This is a genomic window from Allocatelliglobosispora scoriae (genome assembly GCF_014204945.1).
Lineage (GTDB): Bacteria > Actinomycetota > Actinomycetes > Mycobacteriales > Micromonosporaceae > Allocatelliglobosispora > Allocatelliglobosispora scoriae.
In genome coordinates this window covers 386,533-406,869 of record NZ_JACHMN010000002.1, presented here as the reverse complement: position 1 = coordinate 406,869, position 20,337 = coordinate 386,533, and the positions used below count along the sequence as shown (strand labels likewise).

At 70.0% G+C, this 20,337-nt stretch carries 17 protein-coding genes and 1 pseudogene; 10 read left to right on the top strand and 8 right to left on the bottom strand.

Going from position 1 to position 20,337, the window contains the following annotated elements:
• Positions 1-246: 246 nt before the first annotated feature.
• On the top strand, positions 247-4,131 hold the full coding sequence (locus tag F4553_RS07840) for a ThuA domain-containing protein (protein WP_184833987.1): 3,885 nt from the start codon (positions 247-249) through the stop codon (positions 4,129-4,131).
• A 59-nt stretch (positions 4,132-4,190) separates the two neighbouring features.
• Here the strand turns inward: F4553_RS07840 and F4553_RS07835 are convergent, their stop codons facing one another.
• The 4 genes from F4553_RS07835 to F4553_RS07820 all read right to left on the bottom strand — a co-directional run bounded on the left by F4553_RS07835 (position 4,191) and on the right by F4553_RS07820 (position 9,610).
• A complete protein-coding gene (locus tag F4553_RS07835) occupies positions 4,191-4,877 on the bottom strand; it encodes a hypothetical protein (RefSeq protein WP_184833985.1) in 687 nt (228 codons plus the stop codon).
• Between the two features lie 126 nt (positions 4,878-5,003).
• Positions 5,004-5,801 carry a hypothetical protein gene (locus tag F4553_RS07830; protein ID WP_184833983.1) on the bottom strand — a complete coding sequence of 266 codons (798 nt, stop codon included), beginning with the start codon at positions 5,799-5,801 and terminating at the stop codon, positions 5,004-5,006.
• A 63-nt stretch (positions 5,802-5,864) separates the two neighbouring features.
• On the bottom strand, positions 5,865-8,156 hold the full coding sequence (locus F4553_RS07825; RefSeq protein ID WP_184833981.1) for a hypothetical protein: 2,292 nt from the start codon (positions 8,154-8,156) through the stop codon (positions 5,865-5,867).
• 551 nt (positions 8,157-8,707) lie between these two features.
• A complete protein-coding gene (locus F4553_RS07820) occupies positions 8,708-9,610 on the bottom strand; it encodes a cyclase family protein (RefSeq protein WP_184833979.1) in 903 nt (300 codons plus the stop codon).
• Positions 9,611-9,727: 117 nt separating this feature from the next.
• Here F4553_RS07820 and F4553_RS07815 point away from each other — a divergent pair, with 117 nt between their 5' ends.
• The gene (locus tag F4553_RS07815) at positions 9,728-10,096 is read left to right on the top strand and encodes a VOC family protein (protein ID WP_184833977.1); all 369 of its coding nucleotides are present in this window, start codon (positions 9,728-9,730) and stop codon (positions 10,094-10,096) included.
• A 9-nt stretch (positions 10,097-10,105) separates the two neighbouring features.
• Here the strand turns inward: F4553_RS07815 and F4553_RS07810 are convergent, their stop codons facing one another.
• A complete protein-coding gene (locus tag F4553_RS07810) occupies positions 10,106-11,080 on the bottom strand; it encodes an Lrp/AsnC family transcriptional regulator (protein ID WP_184833975.1) in 975 nt (324 codons plus the stop codon).
• A 48-nt stretch (positions 11,081-11,128) separates the two neighbouring features.
• On the opposite strand from F4553_RS07810, the gene F4553_RS07805 reads away from it, so the two are divergent.
• Complete coding sequence (locus F4553_RS07805) at positions 11,129-12,580, top strand: MFS transporter (RefSeq protein ID WP_246466224.1); 1,452 nt, start codon at positions 11,129-11,131, stop codon at positions 12,578-12,580.
• 111 nt (positions 12,581-12,691) lie between these two features.
• Here F4553_RS07805 and F4553_RS07800 read toward each other — a convergent pair whose 3' ends face one another.
• On the bottom strand, positions 12,692-13,129 hold the full coding sequence (locus F4553_RS07800; RefSeq protein ID WP_184833973.1) for a hypothetical protein: 438 nt from the start codon (positions 13,127-13,129) through the stop codon (positions 12,692-12,694).
• Positions 13,130-13,281: 152 nt separating this feature from the next.
• Here F4553_RS07800 and F4553_RS07795 point away from each other — a divergent pair, with 152 nt between their 5' ends.
• From F4553_RS07795 to F4553_RS07775, 5 genes are all read left to right on the top strand, one after another.
• Positions 13,282-13,686: a hypothetical protein gene (locus F4553_RS07795; RefSeq protein ID WP_184833971.1), complete on the top strand. Its 405-nt coding sequence runs from the start codon at positions 13,282-13,284 to the stop codon at positions 13,684-13,686.
• Between the two features lie 187 nt (positions 13,687-13,873).
• Positions 13,874-14,428, top strand: a complete 555-nt coding sequence (locus F4553_RS07790) for a hypothetical protein (RefSeq protein WP_184833969.1) — start codon at positions 13,874-13,876, stop codon at positions 14,426-14,428.
• 56 nt (positions 14,429-14,484) lie between these two features.
• On the top strand, positions 14,485-15,291 hold the full coding sequence (locus F4553_RS07785) for a hypothetical protein (protein ID WP_184833967.1): 807 nt from the start codon (positions 14,485-14,487) through the stop codon (positions 15,289-15,291).
• Positions 15,288-16,160, top strand: a complete 873-nt coding sequence (locus tag F4553_RS07780) for an LLM class flavin-dependent oxidoreductase (protein WP_184833965.1) — start codon at positions 15,288-15,290, stop codon at positions 16,158-16,160. The genes F4553_RS07785 and F4553_RS07780 overlap by 4 nt, the downstream gene beginning before the upstream one ends.
• A gap of 249 nt (positions 16,161-16,409) precedes the next feature.
• The gene (locus F4553_RS07775) at positions 16,410-17,222 is read left to right on the top strand and encodes a hypothetical protein (RefSeq protein ID WP_184833964.1); all 813 of its coding nucleotides are present in this window, start codon (positions 16,410-16,412) and stop codon (positions 17,220-17,222) included.
• Positions 17,223-17,330: 108 nt separating this feature from the next.
• Here the strand turns inward: F4553_RS07775 and F4553_RS07770 are convergent, their stop codons facing one another.
• Positions 17,331-18,377, bottom strand: a complete 1,047-nt coding sequence (locus F4553_RS07770; protein WP_184833962.1) for an alpha/beta fold hydrolase — start codon at positions 18,375-18,377, stop codon at positions 17,331-17,333.
• Between the two features lie 321 nt (positions 18,378-18,698).
• Between F4553_RS07770 and F4553_RS41760 the strand changes: the two are divergent.
• Positions 18,699-19,130: pseudogene (locus tag F4553_RS41760) on the top strand (GNAT family N-acetyltransferase); the annotation flags it as partial.
• Between the two features lie 117 nt (positions 19,131-19,247).
• Entirely contained in the window at positions 19,248-19,655 is a 408-nt protein-coding gene (locus tag F4553_RS40055; RefSeq protein WP_376776255.1) for an ASCH domain-containing protein, read from the top strand.
• A gap of 13 nt (positions 19,656-19,668) precedes the next feature.
• Here the strand turns inward: F4553_RS40055 and F4553_RS07760 are convergent, their stop codons facing one another.
• Positions 19,669-20,280, bottom strand: coding sequence for a hypothetical protein (locus F4553_RS07760; RefSeq protein ID WP_184833958.1), 612 nt, complete (start codon positions 20,278-20,280; stop codon positions 19,669-19,671).
• Positions 20,281-20,337 lie beyond the last annotated feature (57 nt).

The window sequence follows — 20,337 nt, the reverse complement described above, 5'->3', positions numbered from 1 at the left end:
TGTAGGAGTTGTAGGAATTGCGCAAGGTCGAGATCGTGGCCGATCGGAGCCGGTGGCACATGAGGAGCCTTCACAACGGCGGGGGAGTCTGCTTAACTGTCTCCACATCGATGGGAGAGCGCTCTCTGGCAATGTCAACCGAGAGGTTGGCGGCGGCGGCGCGCACGCCCATCGGGAACGGGCCTGAGGCCCAGGCGTGATCGGCGCACGTCTTCATTTTCTCTACGGGAGAGGTGTCAACCGATCATGTTCCTTCGCAGAGTGCTGCTCTGCGTCGCCATTGTGCTGGCCGGGGTCGGCTTCAACGTCACCCCTGCGCAGGCCGCCCCTGATTTCGCGGTGCTGATCTTCAGCAAGACCGCGGGGTTCCGGCATGACTCGATCCCGGTGGGTATCACCGCGATCCAGCAGCTCGGCACGCAGAACAACTTCACGGTCGAGGCGACCGAGGACGCTGCCCAGTTCAACGACGCCAACCTGGCCAGGTTCAAAGCGGTGATCTGGCTGTCCACCACCGCCGACGTGCTCGACGCCACCCAGCAGGCGGCGTTCGAGCGCTACGTCCGCGCCGGTGGCGGTTACGTCGGCGTGCACGCCGCGTCCGACACCGAATACGACTGGGCCTGGTACGGCGGCCTGGTGGGCGCCTACTTCTCCAGCCACCCGGCGATCCAGCAGGCCACGGTCCGCATCGAGGACACGGCCCACCCGTCCACCGCGGGCCTCCCGGCGAACTGGGTCCGGACCGACGAGCTCTACAACTACCGCACCAACCCGCGCTCGACGGTGCACGTGCTGGCCAACCTCAACGAGTCGACCTACACCGGTGGCACGATGGGTGCCGACCACCCGATCTCCTGGTGCCGCGCCTACGACGGCGGACGCTCGTGGTACACCGGTCTCGGGCACACCCAGGAGAGCTTCAGCGAGGCCAACTTCCGTACCCACCTGCTCGGCGGCATCCGGTACGCGGCCCAGGGCACCGGGAACTGCACGGTCGGCACCCCGCAGGCGGGCACGTTCACCCAGGTGACACTGGCCAAGGGCGTGGCCGAGACCGGCGAGCCGATGGGCATGACGGTGCTGCCGAACCGGGGCACGCTGCACACCTCCCGCGACGGCACCGTCCGGTTCACCGACGTCAACGGCAACACCAAGGTCGCGATGACCCTTCCCGTCTACACCCACGACGAGGAGGGCATGCAGAGCATCAAGGCCGACCCGAACTTCGCCACCAACCGGTGGGTCTACATCTATTACGCGCCACCGCTCAGCACCCCGGGCGGCGACTCTCCGGCCACCGGCACGCCGGCCCAGTTCGCCCCGTTCGACGGCGTCAACAAGCTGGGCCGGTTCACCGTCCGCGACGACAACACGATCGACCCGGCCTCGCTGGTCACGATCCTCGACGTGCCGACCAGCCGGGGGCAGTGCTGCCACGTCGGCGGCGACATCGACTTCGACGCGGCCGGCAACCTCTACCTCTCCACCGGCGACGACACCAACCCGTTCGACTCCGGCGGTTACGCACCACTGGACGAGCGGACCGACCACAACCCGGCCTTCGACGCCCAGCGCACCGCGGGCAACAGCAACGACCTGCGCGGCAAGGTGCTGCGGATCAAGCCGTCGGCGACGGGTGGCTACACCATCCCGGCCGGCAACATGTTCGCCCCGGGCACCGCGAAGACCAGGCCCGAGGTCTACGCCATGGGCTTCCGCAACCCGTTCCGGATGAGCGTGGACAAGGCCACCGGGGTCGTCTACCTCGGTGACTACGGCCCCGACGCGGGCAGCGCCGACGCGCAGCGCGGACCGGCCGGCACGGTGTCGTTCGAGCGGATCACCCAGCCGGGCAACTTCGGCTGGCCCTACTGCTCGAACTACAACACCCCCTACCAGGAGTACACGTTCCCCACCGGTCCGTCGGCCGGTCCGTTCAACTGCGCGGGCGGGCCGACGAACAACTCGCGCAACAACACGGGCATCACCACCCTCCCCGCGTCGCAGGCGGCCTGGCTGCCCTACGGCGGGGCGGGTCCCTGGCGGCCCGAACTGGGCGGCGGCGGTCCGATGGGCGGCCCGGTCTACAACTTCAACCCGGCGCTCGTCTCCGACGTGAAGTTCCCGGTCTCCTTCAACGGCAAGGCCATCCTCGGCGAGTTCACCAGCCGTTGGATCAAGGCGGCCACGATCAACGCCAACGGTACGGCCGGCGCGATCGAGTCGATCCCGTGGACCGGAACGGCGATCATGGACATGGAGTTCGGACCGGACGGCGCACTGTACGTGCTCGACTACGGCACGACCTGGTTCGGCGGCGACGCCAACTCGGCCCTCTACCGCATCGAGTACAACAGCGGCGGCAACCGGGCACCGATCGCCCAGGCCAGCGCCACTCCGTCGACCGGCGGAGCGCCGCTGACCGTGCAGTTCAGCTCGGCCGGCAGCAACGATCCCGACGGCGATGCCATCACCTTCGCCTGGGACTTCACCAGCAACGGCTCCACGGACTCCACGGCGGCCAACCCGACGTTCACCTACCCGACGAACGGCGAGTACACCGCGACGCTGACGGTTCGCGACAGCGGCGGCAGGATCGCGACCGCCAGCACCGTCATCGGCGTCGGCCGGCCGTCGGTCCAGATCATCGTCCCGGCCGACGGTACGGTGTTCCAGTTCGGCGACCTAGTGCCCTACGAGGTGCGGGTCACCGATCCGAATGTCGGCACCGTCGACTGCAACCGGGTCGTGCTCAACTACGTCCTGGGCCACGACAGCCACGGTCACCCGATCACCAGCAAGACCGGCTGCACCGGGTCGGTCCAGACCACGGTGGACGGTGAGCACGACGCGTCCGCGAACATCTTCGGGGTGCTGGCCGCCGTCTACACCCCGCCGACCGGGCCCGCGGTCCAGGACCAGCACGTGCTGCAACCGCGAACCCGGCAGGCCGAGCACTACGCCACGATGAACGGTGTCCAGCTCGCCGCCAAGGCCAGCGCGCACGGCGGCAACGCCATCGGCTACGTCGAGAACGGCGACTGGATCTCCTTCACGCCGTACAACCTGACCGGCGTCACCGGGTTCAAGGCGCGAGTCGCCTCGGCCGGCATCGGCGGCACGCTGACCGCGCGGATCGACTCGCCGACCGGCACGGTCGTCTCCACGGTGCCGGTCGCCCCGACCGGCGGCTGGGAGACCTGGGTCGACGTGACCGGCACGGTGACCGTGCCGGCCGGAACGCACCAGCTCTACCTGGTGTTCACCGGCGGTGCCACCGGCTCGCTGTTCGACATCGACGACTTCACCTTCACCTCCGGCGGCACCACTCCGCCGCAGGGGAGCAACCTCGCGCTGAACCGTCCGGTGACGGCGTCGAGCGTGGAGGGCGCCTACGTGGCGGCGAACGCGGTCGACGGCTCTGCCACCACCCGGTGGGGCAGCGCGTTCGCCGATCCGCAGTGGATCCAGGTGGATCTGGGCCAGTCGTACGCGATCAGCAGGGTGAAGCTGTCCTGGGAGGCGGCGTACGGGTCGGCGTACCAGATCCAGACGTCTGCTGATGGTCTGACCTGGACCACGGTGCGTTCGGTGACCGGTGGTGACGGCGGGGTCGACGACAACACCGGTCTCACCGCCACCGGCCGGTACGTGCGGATCAACGGCACGACCCGGGCCACCGGATTCGGCTACTCGCTCTGGGAGTTCGAGGTCTACGGTGCCGGCGGTCCGACCCAGCCGCCGACGGGGAACCTCGCGTTGAACAAGCCCGCCACCGCATCCAGCGTGGAGGCGCCCAACGTGGCGGCGAACGCGGTCGACGGCTCGGGCACCACCCGCTGGGGCAGCGCGTTCGCCGATCCGCAGTGGATCCAGGTGGATCTGGGCCAGTCGTACGCGATCAGCAGGGTGAAGTTGACCTGGGAGGCGGCGTACGGGTCGGCGTACCAGATCCAGACTTCGGCCGACGGCGTGACCTGGACCACGGCGCGTTCGGTGACCGGTGGTGACGGCGGGGTCGACGACAACACCGGTCTCACCGCCACCGGCCGGTATGTCCGGATCAACGGCACGACCCGGGCCACCGGGTACGGCTACTCACTGTGGGAGTTCGAGGTCTACGGCTGACGTAGACCAGCTCGTCGCCGGGTGCGGAGGACCGTTCGGGTCCGCCGCACCCGGCGACGTCAGGACTGGATCTGGATCTCCGCACGTGCCGTGACCAGCAGCGGAGCCGCCTTGGCCGGGGTCGTTCCGACGAAGACGAGGATGCCGAGGCTGTTCTCGTCGGCCCACATGCAGTAGGCGGACTTCGGGGAGAAGTTCTTCGCCGTCCCGCAGACCGCCGCTCCGCCCGCCGGTCCGGCGTCGACCCGCTCCGCGCCCGTGAGCGGGAAGCCGCTCTCGGTGAGGAACCCGGCCGGATTGTTCAGCGTGATCGCGTACGCCAGCGCGATGACCTGGGTCTTCTTCGCCGTCGAGCCGTAGGCGGCGCCGACCTCGCGCAGCGCCGGCGGATTGAAGGTGTAGTCCTTGAGCATGCTCTGCGCGGTGGCCTTGTAGCCGCCGGTCGACAGCGCCCGGCCGAGCAGGGTCTTCGGCATCGCCAGCACCGGCACGCCCTGCACGCTGGGCAGGGTCGGCGCTGTGGCCGAGGGCGAGGGCGACGCCGTGGTCGGGGGCGAGGCAGTCAGGGTCGCCGCCACCGGGCCGGTGTTGGCGGACGAGAGCATCACGGCCGTGACGGCTCCACCGGCGACGAGAACCAGCACCAGGGCGAGGATGACCCACAGGAGCCGGTGGGTGGAGGCTGCCCCGCCGGGAACCGGGACCGGCTCGGTCGGCGTGGCGGTCAAGGCGGGCAGATCGGACAAAGCGAGCTCCAGAGTCAGGGAATCAAATGGATCCTATGAAGACGGCGTGATCTTGTCTTCATCCTCGACTCCGGAAGACCGCCCTGGTCGGCGGAGTCGTGCCTACCCGGTCGGCGGGACCGAGGGTCAGACCGGGCAGGCATCCTCGTCAGGGAGCAGCGCCCGGAGGATGACCAGGTAGGCGCGCTCGCCACTGCGCCAGGTCTGCGTGGCACTACCGCCGGTCGCCGCGTCGCGCAGCGTGGCGAGCTGCGCCCCGCTCACCACCGAGCAGCGCCCCGTCTCCAGCGGCGTCCCGGCGGTGGCGAGGTCGTCGAGCGGCCAGGGCCGGGTGTCGGCGGCCATCTCGGTCGGCAGGGCGAAGATCGCGAGCCGGGCGTACCCGTAGGGCTTGCCGCCGCCGGCCTCACCGCCGAGGAAGCGATCGGGGTCGGCCAGGTCGTCGTGGAAGGCGCGCAGCCGCTCGCGCCGGGCGCGCTGGTCGGCGTTGAGGCCGCGATCGGCGTCGGTCGGGAAGGCGATCACCGTGTTGTCGTGCCGTATGCCATCGGTGACCAGGGTGAATGTCGTCACCGGCGCGTCCGGGGCGCCGGGGTCGCCGTAGTCGGTCTGCTCCTGCAGCCCGGCCCCGGCGGCGGCGGTCACCACCTTCGTCACTCCGGTCGTTGTGAGCTGCCGCTGAACCGGCGCGGGCGGGGTGCCGTCGGCGGGGGCGAGGACGATGAAGCGGCCGTCGCCGACGAGCGCGCTGACCGGTGCGGCGAAGCGAGCGCCGGGCGGCCCGAAACCGGGGGTACGCGACACCCGCAGGACCAGCGCGTCCGCGCCTGCCGGCGGCGAGCCGACCGACGGCGGGGCCACCTCCGCCTGGCAGCCGGTGAGCAGCGTGAGGGTGGCGAGCAGCACGGCGGACATTCGGCGCATGTCAATATGATGGGCCGGGTGGCCCGCACTTGCGCGCAGGCCACCCGGGTTTCTCCGAAATTGTCAGGAACGGGACAGGGTGTAGGTGCCGGATCCGGCCTTGTTGATCAGGACCAGGCCGTACCACTGGGTGACGGTCGGGGTGAAGGTGAAGGTCTCCGTCCCGCCCGCACCGGCCGCCGAGGCGGTGGCGACGGCCGACGGACGCCCTCGGACCCACGTCGCCGGGGTGGCGGCGTCGGAGGACATCAGGAAGAGCTCGGCGTCACCGGCGCCGCTGACGGTGAAGGTCACCGGTACTCCGGCGGTCAGCGACACGTCCCGGACGGTCACCACGTCGTTGGTGCCCATGGCGATCGCCTGGCTGGTCGCCGCGCCGAGGACGTCGAAGCCCTGGGCGAGTTCGACCTGGTAGTTGCCCGTGCCGGAGTAGGCGAAGGCGTTGGGGTAGTAGTCGCCCAGCGGTCGCCGGTTGGAGTCGACCGCGACGAAGTCGATCGTGGTGCCGCCGAAGGTGCTGGTGCCGAGGTTGACCGTCTGCGCCCGGTCGTCGAAGAGCTGGAGGTCGTAGTCGGCGCCGGTGCTGCGTACCGCCACCACCGACCAGTAGTTCGAGCCGGTGTTGTAGCCGTAGTTGTGCGGCGTCGGCGTCGGCCTGGTCAGCTCCGCGTAGTTGCCGAGCGGGTTGCGGAAGGTGTAGTCGATCGTGTTCTGGTAGACGGACGACAGGGCGCCCGCGTCGGCGACGTTGTAGCCGTCGGCGACGCGCCAGGCCCAGAACTGGGCGAAGGTGTTGGCGACGTGGTTGACGAAGGTGTTCCACACGTTGCCGGGGGCGCCTTCGCCGTAGACGTCCCAGTAGCCCTCGTTGTTGGCGTCGGAGATGTCGATCAGCGCACCGGCGACGCGGCCCTCGGTGATGTCGCCGGTGCCCCAGCCGGCCGTGCCCCAGGTCGGCGTCTCCAGGTTGAGGGAGGCGCCGTTGGGCCAGCGGTAGAACGGGTCGTTGAGCACCGACGCCGGGAACCATTCCGCCCAGCCCTCGACCCACGCGCAGCCGGCCGACGTGGCGCCCTGGATGCTGTGCGGGTTGCAGCTCGGCGAGGGCGGCATCGCGTCCTCGTAGATGTCGTCCATCATCGCGTGCGAGATCTCGTGGATCACCGTGGTGGGCGCGTCCGGGTCGGCGGCGGCGAGGTGCACGTCGTTGCTGCCCGGCGAGTAGTAGGTGCCGTCGGTGGAGTTGTTGGCCCAGTTGATGACGAGCTGACGGCAGGTGCCGTCCAGCGGGTCCCAGCAGATGCCGGGGTGCCACAGCCACGCCTTGTAGGCGGAGTCGAAGGCGTGCAGGCCGCGCATGAGGGTGGTGTCGGCGGGCTGCAGGTTGCCGATCTCGACCGTGGCGCCGTCGGCCACCGCCACGGTGCCGGAGACGAAGGCGAAGTCGTTGTTGGTGCCGGTCTGGCGTACACGCCAGAGGTAGTTGCTCGTCACGAACCGCGCGTAGACGTTGTGCGTGCCCGTGAAGCAGAGCGTGTAGCGGCCGGTGGAGCCGACGGAGCCGGTGGCGAGCTTGGTGCCGCCCTCCCACGCCTCGACCGTCTCGAAGACGGCGGCGCGGGTGACGCCGAGGTTGTCGATGTAGAACCAGCCGCCGGTGACGCAGGAGGTGGCCTGCGTGCTGCTCTCGGTGGACTTGTCGCCGGTCAGGCTGCGGCCCTTCTTCGCCGGGGTCAGGGTGGTCCCGGCGGGGACGGCTGCGGTGGTGCCGGTCTGCGCGGTGGTGATGCCGGTGATGGAGGCGGTGCCCTTGCCGTCGCCGACGGTGAGGAACGTGCTGTCCTCGGCGGCGCCGTCGCTGCCGGGCAGCGAGGAGAGAGCCCGGACGCGGATCTCGGCCGGTCCGGCCTCGACCGCGGTGATCATCCCGGCGAAGCGGGTGGTCGATCCGGCGGCGGCGTTGAGGGTGCCGCTGGCCCGGTCGATCGCTCCGTAGTTCTGCGGGCTGATGGAGGTCTGCTTCGCTGCGGTGAGCTTCGCCGGTGCGGCGACCCAGCGCAGGTTGCCGGGCAGGTCCGCTTCGATGCGTATGCCGCTGAGCGAGCGCTGGGAGGTGACCTCGAAGGTGAAGGGGACGGTCTCGCCGATGGCCGGTGCCTTGGCCAGGTCGGTGGCGACGGAGAGGCAGCTGGCCCACTCGTTCGCGGCGGCCAGGTGCGGGTTGGGTCGGAGGTTGCAGGCTGCGGCCGAGGCTGCCGGTGCCTGCGCGATGGCAGGTGTTGGTGCGCTCAGGCCGCCGACGGTGAGGACAACCGCCGTTCCCGCGACCAGGACGCGCTGGAGCATCTGTGACATAGGGCCGAACGTTAGCGGCGCGTATTGATGATCATAAGTGGATAAGCTGAATGAATGGATGAACGTTAGGAGAGTATTGAGCTAGATCAATACCCATAGGTAGCCTTAATGGTTGTTCAGCAGCCATTGTGATCTAAGATCCGCTATCCATCAATTGTGGACGGTCGTCGGGCCTGGTTCTCTGAGGTCAGTGCAGCGACCGAGCTGACCATGCTGATGATGTTGCGGTGCGTACGCGGGGCGCGGGCCTCGGCACCGCTCGATACCGGTATTCACGGACCGCTCACGCCGGTGCGAGCCGGGATCGCGGGATCGGGCAGGCGCGATGCGGGGGTCCGGGGATGAAAAGGTCGACGTGAACGCTGGATCGTCACCTGGGCGGCGAGGTTCACTCGAATGGGTGAGTGCACTGCCGCACGCGCGTCGCCCGCGTTGCCCGCGATGATCGCGTTGTTTCCGGGAAAGAGTCCCCTCGGGTGTGTGGTGAGGGGCTTGTTTCCGGGAAACAGCGCGATCAAGGCTGCTCGGACCGTTCCGCCCAGGGGGCGTCCTCAGCCGGTGATGATCGCGTATGCGCGGACCGGGAAGGTGCCCATCCCCGCGACCAGCGGAGGCGCGGCGTGGAACCGGAAGCCGTGCGGCGGGAGCGCGTCGAGGCCGGTCAGGTGCTCGACGATCGGGATGCCCGCGGCGAGCAGGGTGCTGTGCGCCGGGCGAACGCCGCCCCGGGTGTCGTCGATGTTGACCGAGTCGATCCCCACCAGCGTCGCGCCCTGCTCGACCAGCCAGGCCGCGCCCTCCTCGGTGAGGTGCGGGTGGTCCGGATCGCCGTAGCCGGCCGTCCCCCAGTGCCGGTCCCAGCCGGTGCTGATCAGCACCGCCCTGCCCGCCACGTCGTAGGGGGCGAGCAGCAGGGGGGTGATCTCCCGCGTCTCGGCGGGCAGCCGCACGACCAGCCCGTCGAGGTCGACGAGCTTCGACAGCGGCAGGCCGGAGAGGTCGTCGCCGTCGGAGTAGCGGTGCCAGGGCGAGTCGAGGTATGTGCCGGTGTTGGCGACCATCGAGATCCGGCCGATCTGGAACTCGGTCCCCGCCGCGTAGGCGGCGTGCGACGCCTCGCGGCTCAGGTGGTCGGTGATCTCCGGCCCGGGCAGGCCGGGGTAGGTCACCATCCCGTCGCGGATCACGTGGCTCAGCTCGACCAGCCGGGGACCGTCCGCGGCCTGCGCCGGGACCTCCCGGGAGCCCTTGTGCGCCTCCGGGATGAGCTCCTTGGCACTGATCTCCACCGAGCCGACCATCAGCAGGCCCAGATGGCGAACGAGCAGCTCACCCAGCTCGTCGTCGGTGATCCCGGTGCCGGGGATGTCCAGTCGGAACCCCTGCACCCGCAGGTCGCCGCCGTTGACGAAGGTCACGACGGCATCGAAGCCCGCCCGCCACTGCTCAGTCATGCCCAGAAATCTACCGGACCTCACGCGATCGTGATCACCCTGTGAATCCGATGACGGCGCCGGGGAAGGTTGCCCCGGTGTGGAGATTCTTCGCCCGGGACAGGCGACAATGACTGAGTGAGCGCAGTGGCGAAGCTCAGCGGCGTAGCGCTGGAGTGCCGGGAACCAGCTGTCCTGGCGGAGTTCTACGCCCGGCTGACCGGCTGGGCGGTCGTCTTCACCGACCCTGACTGGATCTCGATCGGCGCGGACGCGAACGCGGGCTTCCACCTGTCGTTCCAGCGTGCGCCGGGGCATCAGCCGCCGAGCTGGCCGGACCCGGCGTCGTCGATGCAGTTCCACCTGCACCTGCGGGTGGAAAACCTCGACGAGGCGGAGTCCATGGTGCTCGCGCTCGGCGGCACGAAGCTCGGCCACCAGCCCGATCCCGCGCACTCCCGGGTCTTCACCGACCCGGCCGGCCATCCGTTCTGCCTCTGCGTGTGACGCTGCTCGCTAAGGAGCGGCGAGCAGGGCGCCCGCGCGCTTGACGCGCCGGATCAGCGGAGCGGTCTCCATCCGCCGGATGCCCTCGATCGAGCCGATCCGGTGGGCGAGGAAGTCGTAGAGCGCAGCGGTGTCCCGGCACACCACCACCGCGACGAGGTTGGTGTTTCCCGTGGTGGCGGCCATGAAGGAGACCTCGTCCCAGCTCGCGAGCTCGGTGCCGACCGCGTCGAGGGCGGAAGGTGCGACGGTCAGCCACAGCATGGCTTCGGCGGCGTACCCGAGCAGGGTGGCATCGATGTCGACGTCGAGGTAGATCGCCCCGCAGGTCCGCAGGTGGTCCAGGCGGCGTCCAGCGGTCGACTCCGACCACCCGGTCGCCGCCGCGATCTCGGTGAGGCTGGCCCGACCGTCGCGGGCGAGCACGGTGAGCAGGGGCGCGTCGGCGCTGGAGATGGCGGCCGGCAGGGACGGGTCGACGGCGAGCGGCTCCAGCGCGGCGATCTGGTCGCCCGTGAGGGTGGCCGTCTGCGCGGGCCACTCCTTCGGGCCGCAGTCGAAGTTCTTCAGCAGGTAGTGCGCGCTGACGTTGACGACCTTGGGGGTGCGGGGCAGCTTGTGCAGCAGCAGGGAGGCGTAGGCGTCCCGGTCCGGCCCCTGCGTGACGCAGACGATCTCCGTACCCCCGGAGTAGAGGCTGACCCACGACGTGTCCTCGCGGCGCGCCAGGGCCTCGGCGATCGGCGCGGCCGCGTCGGGTGTGCACTGCATGCGCAGCATCCACGCCAGGTGCCCGAGCCGGATCGTGTCGGGGAGCCCGAAGACGCGCAGCATGCCGGTGTCGACGAGCCGCCGGTAGCGGCGCTTGACCGTCTGGTCGGAGCTCCCGATCACCGTGGCGATCCGGGCGAAGGGCGCCCGAGCCTCGACCTGCAGCGCGTGCAGCAGGTTCCGATCGAGACCATCCAGGGTGAGGTTTTCCATCATCCTACCCTAGTCGAATGTCGAAATCCGTCAGGAATGCTGGCCTGGATGGAGATTGTCGGAGGCGTGGTCCAGGATGGCGGCATGCGTAAATGGTCACCTCTCATCGCGATCTGCCTCGGCGCCTTCATGCTGCTCGTCGACGTGACGATCGTCGTCGTCGCGCTTCCCGCCATGTCCGACCACCTCGACACCTCGATGGCCGACCTGCAGTGGGTCCTCGACGGCTACGCGCTGGCCCTCGCCGCGCTGCTGCTCGGCGCGGGCACGATCGCCGACCGGATCGGCCGCCGCCGCGTCTATGCCGCCGGGCTCGCGATCTTCGCCGTCTCGTCGGCCGCCTGCGGGCTCGCGCCCAACGCGGAGGTGCTGATCGCGGCGCGCTGCGTGCAGGGCATCGGTGCCGCCGCGATGTTCGCCACCACGATGGCGCTGCTCAACCAGCACTACCAGGGGCGGGACCGGGGCATCGCGTTCGGTGTCTGGGGTGCGATCAACGGCGCCGCCGCAGCGACCGGACCCATCGTCGGCGGCCTGCTCACCGAGCACGCGGGCTGGCGCTGGATCTTCCTGGTCAACCTGCCGGTCAGCATCATCACCGTGATCATGGTCTACTGGGTGCTGCGCGAGTCGCGCGGCGACGCCCACCGCCGCGTCGATGTCGGCGGCATGCTCACCTTCACCCTCGCCGCCGCGGCGACCGTCTACGGCCTCGTGCACGCCGGCCAGGACGGCTGGTCCGACCCGACCACCCTCGCCGGCCTCGGCGTCGGCGCCGCCGCGCTCGTCGCGTTCCTGCTCATCGAGGTCCGCCATCCGCAGCCCATGCTCGACCTCGCGCTCTTCCGCCGCCCCGGCTTCGTCGGCCTGATGGTCGGCTCGCTGCTGATCTCCTGGGCGGCCTTCGCCTACCTCGCCTTCACCTCGATCTGGCTGCAGATCGCCCTCGGTTTCGGTCCCGTCGACGCCGGTCTCGCCCTGCTGCCGATGAGCCTCACCGCCCTGGTCGTGGCCGGGATCGCCGGGCGCCGCCTCGCCGACGTCTCGCCGCGCTGGACCATCAGCGCCGGGCTCGCCCTCATCGCGGCGGGCGCCTTCCTGCAGACCTCGCTCGACGCGTCGTCGGGCCGCTGGGCGATCGCGGTCGGCCTCATCGTCAGCGGTGTCGGCGTCGGGCTCGCCACCCCGCCGCTCGCGTCGGCCGCGATGTCGTCGGTCCCGATCGAGCGCGGCGGCATGGCGTCGGGCGCCGTCAACACGTTCCGGCAGCTCGGTTACGCCCTCGGCATCGCGGTCCTCGGCACGGTCTTCGCCGACCACCTCACCGGGACCGGCTCGCGGCGCGCCGCCTTCGCCGACGCGGTCAACGCGGTCTGCGTCGTCTCCGGCATCGTCGGCGCGGTCGCGGCCGTGATCGTTTTCTGGTTGGTACGCCGTCCGGCCCCCACGGCTGCCTCCGGCACCTCCCCGCAGCGGGACCTCGTCGCCGCCCTCGACTGAGCCCCGCCCCGTCCTGTGGCGCGGGCACGGACTCACCCCGTCACGTTTTGCAGCAAACCGTGCCCTTCCGGCGCCGGGATGCCACGGTTTGCTGCAAAACGTGACCCGGGGTCAGGCGGCGGCCCCGGTGAGGCGGGTGACCGCCCTGGCGGCGACCGCTCGGACCCGGGGCACCGGATCGTCCCGCAATGCGGCGACCACGGTCAGCGCATCGCCGACGAGGTGCCGGGCCACGACCTTGGCGGCCATCTCGCGTACCCGCCAGGCTTCGTCGGTGAGCGCGAGCAGGACGGCGCCGGTCGCGCTGTCGTCCCATGCCCACAGCAGGCCTCGCGTGCCCCAGACCCGCAGCCAGTAGAGATCGTCGTGCGGCTCGCCGTCGAGGAGCCGCCGGGCCGCCGGGCCGGCCAGAGCCATGATCAGTGCGCTGTCGACGTCATCGCCATAGATCAATCTGATGCACCCCGTGATCACGGCATCCTTGCCGCGGCGTGCGCATTCGAGGCCGATGCTCTGCTGCGGGGTGAGGCCCCACTCGGATCCGCTCATCGTCTCCCCACCCCGTCGATGCTCCCCGGGCCAGGGAGAATTTGTCGAGTATGCGACATGGTCGCCGCCCTGGATTGATCTGTACTGTCGTGTTGAACTGGTCATACGTGGTGGGCTGAGCGCAGGAAGCGGGCGTAATGAGTCGGGGGACGGTGACGAACGCCCTGCGGTCCTCGGCCGCCCGGCTGCTGGTCATCGGCCGCGGCTGGCTGCTCCCGATGGTCGTGGTGCTCGTGACCGCCATTCTCTCCGGCGCCGTCTTCGCCTATCAGCAGGGTTCCCACGACGAGGTCGACCTGGTGGGTGCGGGTCCGGCCGTCGTCGGCTTCGACCACACGGCCGCGTTCGTCGACACCGGCGACGTGCCGGGGGAGTGCCCGCCGTGGGCCTGCCTGGCGATGCTCGCGGGCCTGCTCGAAGACTTCGGCTCCGTCGAGGTGCCCGCCGGTGAGGCGCTGCTCATCGGCGTGATCCTGCTCCTGCTCCTGCTCGCCCTGCCCGGCCGGGCCCATCGGCGTTCGCCGAGCCTGACCGAGCTCTGCCTGTCTCGCACATAGGGGATCTCCCTGCCCGTGCCCGAGGTTTCGCCGGGCGCGGCCTTCCGCTCCACCCCTGACCGCCGCTCCGCGCGCGTGCCTTCGTCGCACTGCCGCTGATCCGGAGCCGGTGTGTCCGCCCGCAGCCGTGTCGGCCCGGGCGAGCTGAAGATCCCCCGAATGACGTGATAGCGCCGGAAGGTCCGCCATGGCGATGAATATCGAGCACCGCGTTCAGTTCTCCGAGCCCGAGTCCGCCGAGCTGGTCGCCCAGCTCCAGCAGTGCGGCGAGGACCTCGGCCCCGACGACAGGCACATCTGGTTCTACGTCATGCCGGACAAGGCGATCGAGGTCGTGCACAGCGTCTCGCGCGACACTGCCATGATCGTGGTCAAGACCAGCCACATCGGCTCAGGTACCCCCGACATCGAGCTCTCGATCGCGACCGACGAGGTCTCGATCGCGGTGCAGATCTTCGACTCCCTGGGCTTCGCGGAGTATGTCCACCGGACGCAGAACACCCGACACAACTGGCGCTACCGGGGCGTGCAGATCGCCGTCATGTGGAGCCAGGCCTGGGCACACCACGCCGAGCTCCGGGTGACGCTGCCCGACACCGCGGGCGCCGACGAGGTGCGTGCCGCGAAGGCGCTGGTCCAGTCGGTCGCCGACGAGCTCGGCGTTCGCCTGGCGTCGGAGGACGAGCTCGTGGATTTCATCCAGAGCTTCGAGGTGAAGGAGCCGGAGACGGCGGGGAACTGAGCTGAGCCCCCGCCCCGTCGTGGCGCCGGTGGCGGGGATCGGCGAGGATGACCGGCGTGTGGGACTTGACGATCAACCTCGCGGCGAGCGCCATCGCCGGTCTGGCCGTGTGGCTCGCCCAGTACGCGTTGCGCCGCCGCCGGCTGGAACGCAAGCGGAAGTTCTTCGGCCTCGCCAAGGACGCGCAGTGCACCTTCTACGTCGCCCGGCACGCCTCGTCGCCGCGCGTCAACAGCGTGCACCGGCTCGACATGGCGGCCCTGATGGAGCTGTCCATGATCGCCGGGGACTGCGGCAGCCGACCGGAGATCGCGTCCTTCGACGATCCGCCCAGCGGGATCGGCGCCGCGACCGAGTTCACCGTCGGCGGGCCGGGCACCAACCCGCGTACCTCGCAGCATCTGCGCTGGCTGCTGCCCGGCGTCACGGCGGGTGAAGACGGCAAGGAGCTGCTCACCATTCACGTGGGCGATCGGGCGTTCTCCCGCGAGGCCGGTGTCTACGAGTACGTCCTGCTCGCCAGAGTCTTTCCGCCCAACGGCGGCCTGCCCGTCTTCATCCTGTATGGACAGACGGCGCCGACGAACCAGGCTGCCGCCCGCTACCTCGCCGAACGCTACAGCCGCCTCGCCCGGGACCACGCCGATCGGGCTTTCTGCCTGATGCTGCGGATCGTCGACCCGCCCGCGTACGGCAACAGCGTCATCGAGTTCGTCGCCGACGTCACGGCCGAGGCCCTGCGCCCGCCGGCTGCTTCCGCAGTCGCTGCTGCTCCCGCCGCTGCTTCCGTCTCCGCGGCCGGCTCGGCGGCGACGGTCATCCCGCAGCGGGATGCGCCGGAGCAGGGGAAGATGAAGAAGTGACGACCCTAGGTGCTGTCTTCCTGCCCCAACTGCCGCCCGAGCGATTGCGCGCCGTCGCGCAGGCCGCCGACGAGGCCGGACTGGAGGAGCTCTGGGTCTGGGAGGACTGCTTCCGCGAGAGCGGTATCGCCACCGCTGCGGCGGCCCTCGCCTGGACCGAGCGGCTGCGCGTCGGTGTCGGCCTGCTGCCGGTGCCGCTGCGCAACGTCGCGCTCACCGCGATGGAGCTCGCCACCATGGACCGGCTCTTCCCCGGCCGGGTGATCGCCGGAGTCGGCCACGGTGTGCAGGACTGGATGGGGCAGGTCGGCGCACGCGTCGAGTCACCGATCACGCTGCTGCGTGAGCACCTCGACGCGCTGCGGGCACTGCTGCGCGGCGAGGAGGTGAACGTGACCGGCCGCTACGTGCAGCTCGACCGGGTCAAGCTCGACTGGCCGCCGCCGGCGCCGCCCGCGATCCTCGCCGGAGCGGTCGGGCCGCGCTCGATCCGGCTCTGCGGCGAGGCGGCCGACGGCACGATCCTCACCGGGGGTACGTCACCGGAGCAGCTCGTCAAAGCCCGAGCGCTGGTCGAGGAGGGGCGGGCGGCCGGTGGGCGTCAGGAGCCGCACCCGATCGTCGTCTACGTGCACGCCGCGACCGGCCCGGATGCCGAAGCTCGGCTGGAGCGCGAGCGGATCGTGTGGGGCTACGACTCGATGCGGGATGTCGGCGTGGCCGGGGACGCCGCCGCGGTCGCGGCGGCGGTGCGGCGCTGGGCGGACGCGGGCGCGGACACGGTCGTGCTCCAGCCCACCCCGGACGACCCGGACCCGGAGGGCTTCATGCGCTTCGTGGCGAAGCAGGTCCGCCCCATGGTCCCGTAACACACCGCCCCCACGCCGCCCCGCCGGCATGATCGCGTTGTTTCCCGGAAACAGGCCCCTCAGGGTGCGGAGAAGGGGACTCTTTCCGGGTAACAACGCGATCATGCGCTCGGAGGCTGGACAGCAGCTCCGTGGAGTACCCACAGCGGACTCGCCGACCTCCGATTTTCGTTGCAACGTGCTGTTTCCCGACAGCTTGGAGATCGTTTTGGGGCTACCGTCGCGGTGATCACCCCCTGTGGAGGAACCATGTCCCCTCGCCGTCTCGCCATCCTCGCCGCCGCCACCGCCGGCCTGATGGTGCTCGCCATCCCGGGCGTCGCCGCAGCCTCCGTGCCGCTCTCCAACGACTCCACCACCTACTCGACCACGCCGCAGTCCTACACCTACAGCACGACCAATACCTACTGGTCGGTGGTTGCGCTGCAGTCGCCGACCACCGGCGACTTCGACCTGGCGCTCTCCGGTAACGGTGTCGCCCTGGGCACCAGCACGCAGGGCACCGGCCGCACCGACTTCATCGCGGTCAACTCCAACAGCGGCTACCGGCCGATCGGCCGCTACCTGGCGACGGTCACCAACTACAGCGGTTCGGGGACATACACGATCGAGCGCAGCACCGGGACGAACACGATCGTGCTGCCGGCGATCACACATCCGGGCAGCTCCGGAGCGTCCGATCCGGACCTCGCCTTCGCGGTCCTCGCCGACCACGACATCGTCTCGATCGCCGACATGTGGCTCACCGCGGGTCAGGCTTTCTGGGCCACCACGCCCACCGCGGGCCAACACCTCTACCTCATCAAGAGCACGGCGGGTACGCCGTCGACCTACGTCCGCAACCGGGTCGCCGCCGCGTCCGGCCAGTCGGTGGCGGTCATCGACGGGTGTACGAAGTACACGCCCACCGTCACCGGGTGGCATGCCCTGGTGCTCGTCGACGACCGCGAGCCCGAGCTGCCGCAGACGCCCCCGGACGGCATCGCGCACGCGCTGAAGCTGGTGGACCCGGCGACGCCGAACACGTGCCCGGTGAAGAACTTCCCCGCCGCCACCCCGTGACGGCACTGATCCCCCGCGGCTAGGGAGGAGCCGCGGGGGATCAGTGGTGCACTGGCGGTGCTGATTGCGAGTCTGGCTCCGCCCAGTGGGTCTGTGGTGCGTTACCGGCTAGCGGGCGCAGCCGGCGAGGGCTCCGGTCGGCGTACCGGGGGTGTCCCCGAGGAAGTAGCGTACGCAGTTGACGAAGAACGCGGGGTCCTCCTCCGGCGGGTAGTGGCCGACACCAGGCACGACGACCGTCCGCACGTCCGATGCGACGTTCTGGAACGAGGCCGCCACGCCGGCGCCGAAGATGAACTCGCCGCCCATCGCGATGACCGGTACGCCGATCTTCGGTGTCGCGTGCGCCTGGTTGTCGACGGCGTCGGCGGCGTAGGCGCGGTAGTACTCGTAGCCGGCGCTGCGCTTGGCGGGGTCGGAGTAGGCGAGGTAGAACCGCTCCCGGTCGATCGAGTTCGGGACGACCGCCGAGTCGAAGATCATGCCGAGATAGGTGGGCACGTCGGCCGTGTCCAGGATGGTCTCGGGGATCGGCTTCGGGGCGATGTTGAACAGGAAGTGGAAGCTGATGTTGTAGACGTCCTCGAGACCGAAGCCGGACAGCGGGGCTTCGACCACGACGACGCGGTCCACATCGTTGGGGAAGTCGCGGGCGTAGGGGTAGGCGACCAGCGTACCGACGTCGTGCCCGATGACCGTGACCTTCGAGAAGCCGAGCTTGACGACGGCCTCGTGGAGGCGGCGCGCCGTGGTCTTCTTGTCGTAGCCGCTGGTGGGCGCGGTCGAGGCGCCGAGGCCGGGCAGGTCGACGGCGATGACCGTGTGGTTCTGCGCCAGTCCGGGCATCACGGTGTTCCACTCCCACCAGGTCTGCGGCCAGCCGTGGATCAGCAGGATCGCGGGGCCGGAGCCGCCCTTGACGTAGTGGATGTTGGTGCCCTCGACGGCGACCATGCCGTGGGTGAAGGCGGCGTTGAACTTCGCGCGGCCCACGGTCGGCTCGTCGGCGAGCCGGACTCCGCTGGGCGCGGGGGTGACGGCGTCGGCCGCGGTCGCGCCGGCCGCCAGCAGTGCGATGACGGCGGTGGCCGCTGCGGTGATCAACCGGGCCGGCCTGGGGAGACGGCGCCGGCCGGATGCTACATCAATGGGCATGTGTGGTCCTTCCTTGCGGTTGCCTTCATACCGCGGGAATCGTACCGACGCATGTCGATGAAAAGATAGTCCCTAAAAGAAACTGACCCAATATGTTCTATTCGCCGAGGTGTATATTTCGCTGATAGTCTACTTTGTACAGACAATACGCCGAGCCGCAGGGTGAGTTGCTCGGGGGTGAGTTTTAAATTGACACTAATTGATTTATTGACGACGTCGATGAGGTACGCGAAAACGGCACAGCGGGGTGTCGCCCGGACCGTCCTACCAAGGCGCCTGCGAGACTGATCGCCTTCGCATTCCCGTTCAGAGAGGACCCCGGTGAATACCGCCCTGCCGCTGGCCTTCCGCGCCGCCACCGCCGCCGATGTGCCGGCCATCGTCGAGCTGGTCCAGTCCGCCTACCGGGGCGATGCGAGCCGGGTGGGGTGGACCACCGAGGCCGACCTCCTGGGGGGGCAGCGCACCGACCCCGCCGCCGTCGCGGAGGTGGTGGCGGATCCGCTGACCAGGCTGATCCTGGCCGAGCGCGACGGACTGCTCGTCGGCTGCTGCCAGCTCCAGCACCGGGGCGACTACGCCTACTTCGGGATGTTCTCCGTCCGCCCGTCGGAGCAGGGCGGCGGCCTGGGCAAGGCGGTGCTCGCCGAGGCGGAGCGCCACGCGCGCGACATCTGGGGCGTCCGCGAGATGCGGATGACCGTGATCACCCTCCGAAAAGAACTTCTGGAGTGGTACGTGCGGCGCGGCTACGCCCACACCGGCAAGCTGGAGCCCTTCCCCTACGGCGACGAGCGGTTCGGCCTGCCGCTGCGCGACGATCTCGAGTTCGAGCTGCTGGTCAAGCCGCTCTGGGAGGACCTCAGCGCCCTGCCGATCTGCGAGTTCGCCTTCCCCGGCCCGCTGCGCGACCGGCTCGTCGAGGCGGTCCTGTCCGGCGCGAAGACCAGCACGACCGGCCTGCTCGCCGACTACGAGCACGAGGGCACCCCGCTGGCCGAGGTGGGGGAGCGGTCGGTCGTGATCGACTCGCAGGGGAAGCCGGTGGCGATCATCGAGGTCACCGACGTCAGCGTGGTCCCGCTCGCCGAGGTCGACCTGGCACACGCGGTGGACGAGGGCGAGGGCTACGCGACCGTCGAGCAGTGGCGGGCCGGGCACGAGCGGTTCTGGCACGGCGAGGAGATGCGCGCTGCCCTGGGCGACCCCGAGTTCACGGTGGACGACGCCACGCCGGTGATCCTGGAGCGGTTCCGCCTCGTCGTCGACCTGCGCTGAGGACTGCTGAGGACTACTGGGCGCCGAGGGACGGGGGCTGCGGCACGGCGCTGCCCGGCGGCATCAGTTCGGTCACCGTGCCGAGCACCTTCGCCTCGTCGAGCAGGGTCAGGGTCAGCGGCACATCGACCTCCTTCGTGAAGGTCGACGGCACCAGGAAGTAGCCCGCGGTGACGGGCACCTCGGTACTGGTGCCGTTGCCCTCGATCTTCACCGCCGTGGCCCCCCACGTACCGGTGGAGCCGACCAGCGTGGCGGTGTCGCCGCTGAGCGAAACCTCCCGGCCCGGAACCCCGCAGCCGGTGTAGCCGCTCACCACGCCGTCACGATGCTGCTCGTCGAGGTAGAAGCAGCGCGACCGCGCCTTCACCGGGTCGCCGGGGTCGCTCACCCACAGCGTCAGCTCCGTGCCGCTGGGCAGGGTGTTCATGCCGGCCCTCAGATAGCCGGTGGGGCCGGTCGGCAACCCGTCCTTGGCCGCGATCTCCGTGCCGAGCCGCTGGAAGGCCTGCCGCACGCGTTCCTGCCGGCTCGGGCCTTCGGCGGTCGCGGTGCTACGGGTGCACGCAGCCAACCCGGCTGCGAGGACGAGCGTGGCGAGGAGCGCGGCGGATCGGCGGATCATGGGTGCCCCCGGGTCTGATCGATGCGAGCGAGGCGAGCCTATCGCCCCCGTGCCATG

Bases quoted from the DNA above. Each gene is read 5' to 3' on its own strand.
- F4553_RS07840 (WP_184833987.1), top strand. From the start codon at position 247: ATGTTCCTTCGCAGAGTGCTGCTCTGCGTCGCCATTGTGCTGGCCGGG.
- F4553_RS07830 (WP_184833983.1), bottom strand. From the start codon at position 5,801: ATGCGCCGAATGTCCGCCGTGCTGCTCGCCACCCTCACGCTGCTCACC.
- F4553_RS07805 (WP_246466224.1), top strand. From the start codon at position 11,129: ATGGAGATTGTCGGAGGCGTGGTCCAGGATGGCGGCATGCGTAAATGG.
- F4553_RS07820 (WP_184833979.1), bottom strand. From the start codon at position 9,610: ATGACTGAGCAGTGGCGGGCGGGCTTCGATGCCGTCGTGACCTTCGTC.
- F4553_RS07770 (WP_184833962.1), bottom strand. From the start codon at position 18,377: ATGCCCATTGATGTAGCATCCGGCCGGCGCCGTCTCCCCAGGCCGGCC.
- F4553_RS07800 (WP_184833973.1), bottom strand. From the start codon at position 13,129: ATGAGCGGATCCGAGTGGGGCCTCACCCCGCAGCAGAGCATCGGCCTC.
- F4553_RS07760 (WP_184833958.1), bottom strand. From the start codon at position 20,280: ATGATCCGCCGATCCGCCGCGCTCCTCGCCACGCTCGTCCTCGCAGCC.
- F4553_RS07775 (WP_184833964.1), top strand. From the start codon at position 16,410: ATGTCCCCTCGCCGTCTCGCCATCCTCGCCGCCGCCACCGCCGGCCTG.
- F4553_RS07810 (WP_184833975.1), bottom strand. From the start codon at position 11,080: ATGGAAAACCTCACCCTGGATGGTCTCGATCGGAACCTGCTGCACGCG.
- F4553_RS07790 (WP_184833969.1), top strand. From the start codon at position 13,874: ATGGCGATGAATATCGAGCACCGCGTTCAGTTCTCCGAGCCCGAGTCC.
- F4553_RS07825 (WP_184833981.1), bottom strand. From the start codon at position 8,156: ATGTCACAGATGCTCCAGCGCGTCCTGGTCGCGGGAACGGCGGTTGTC.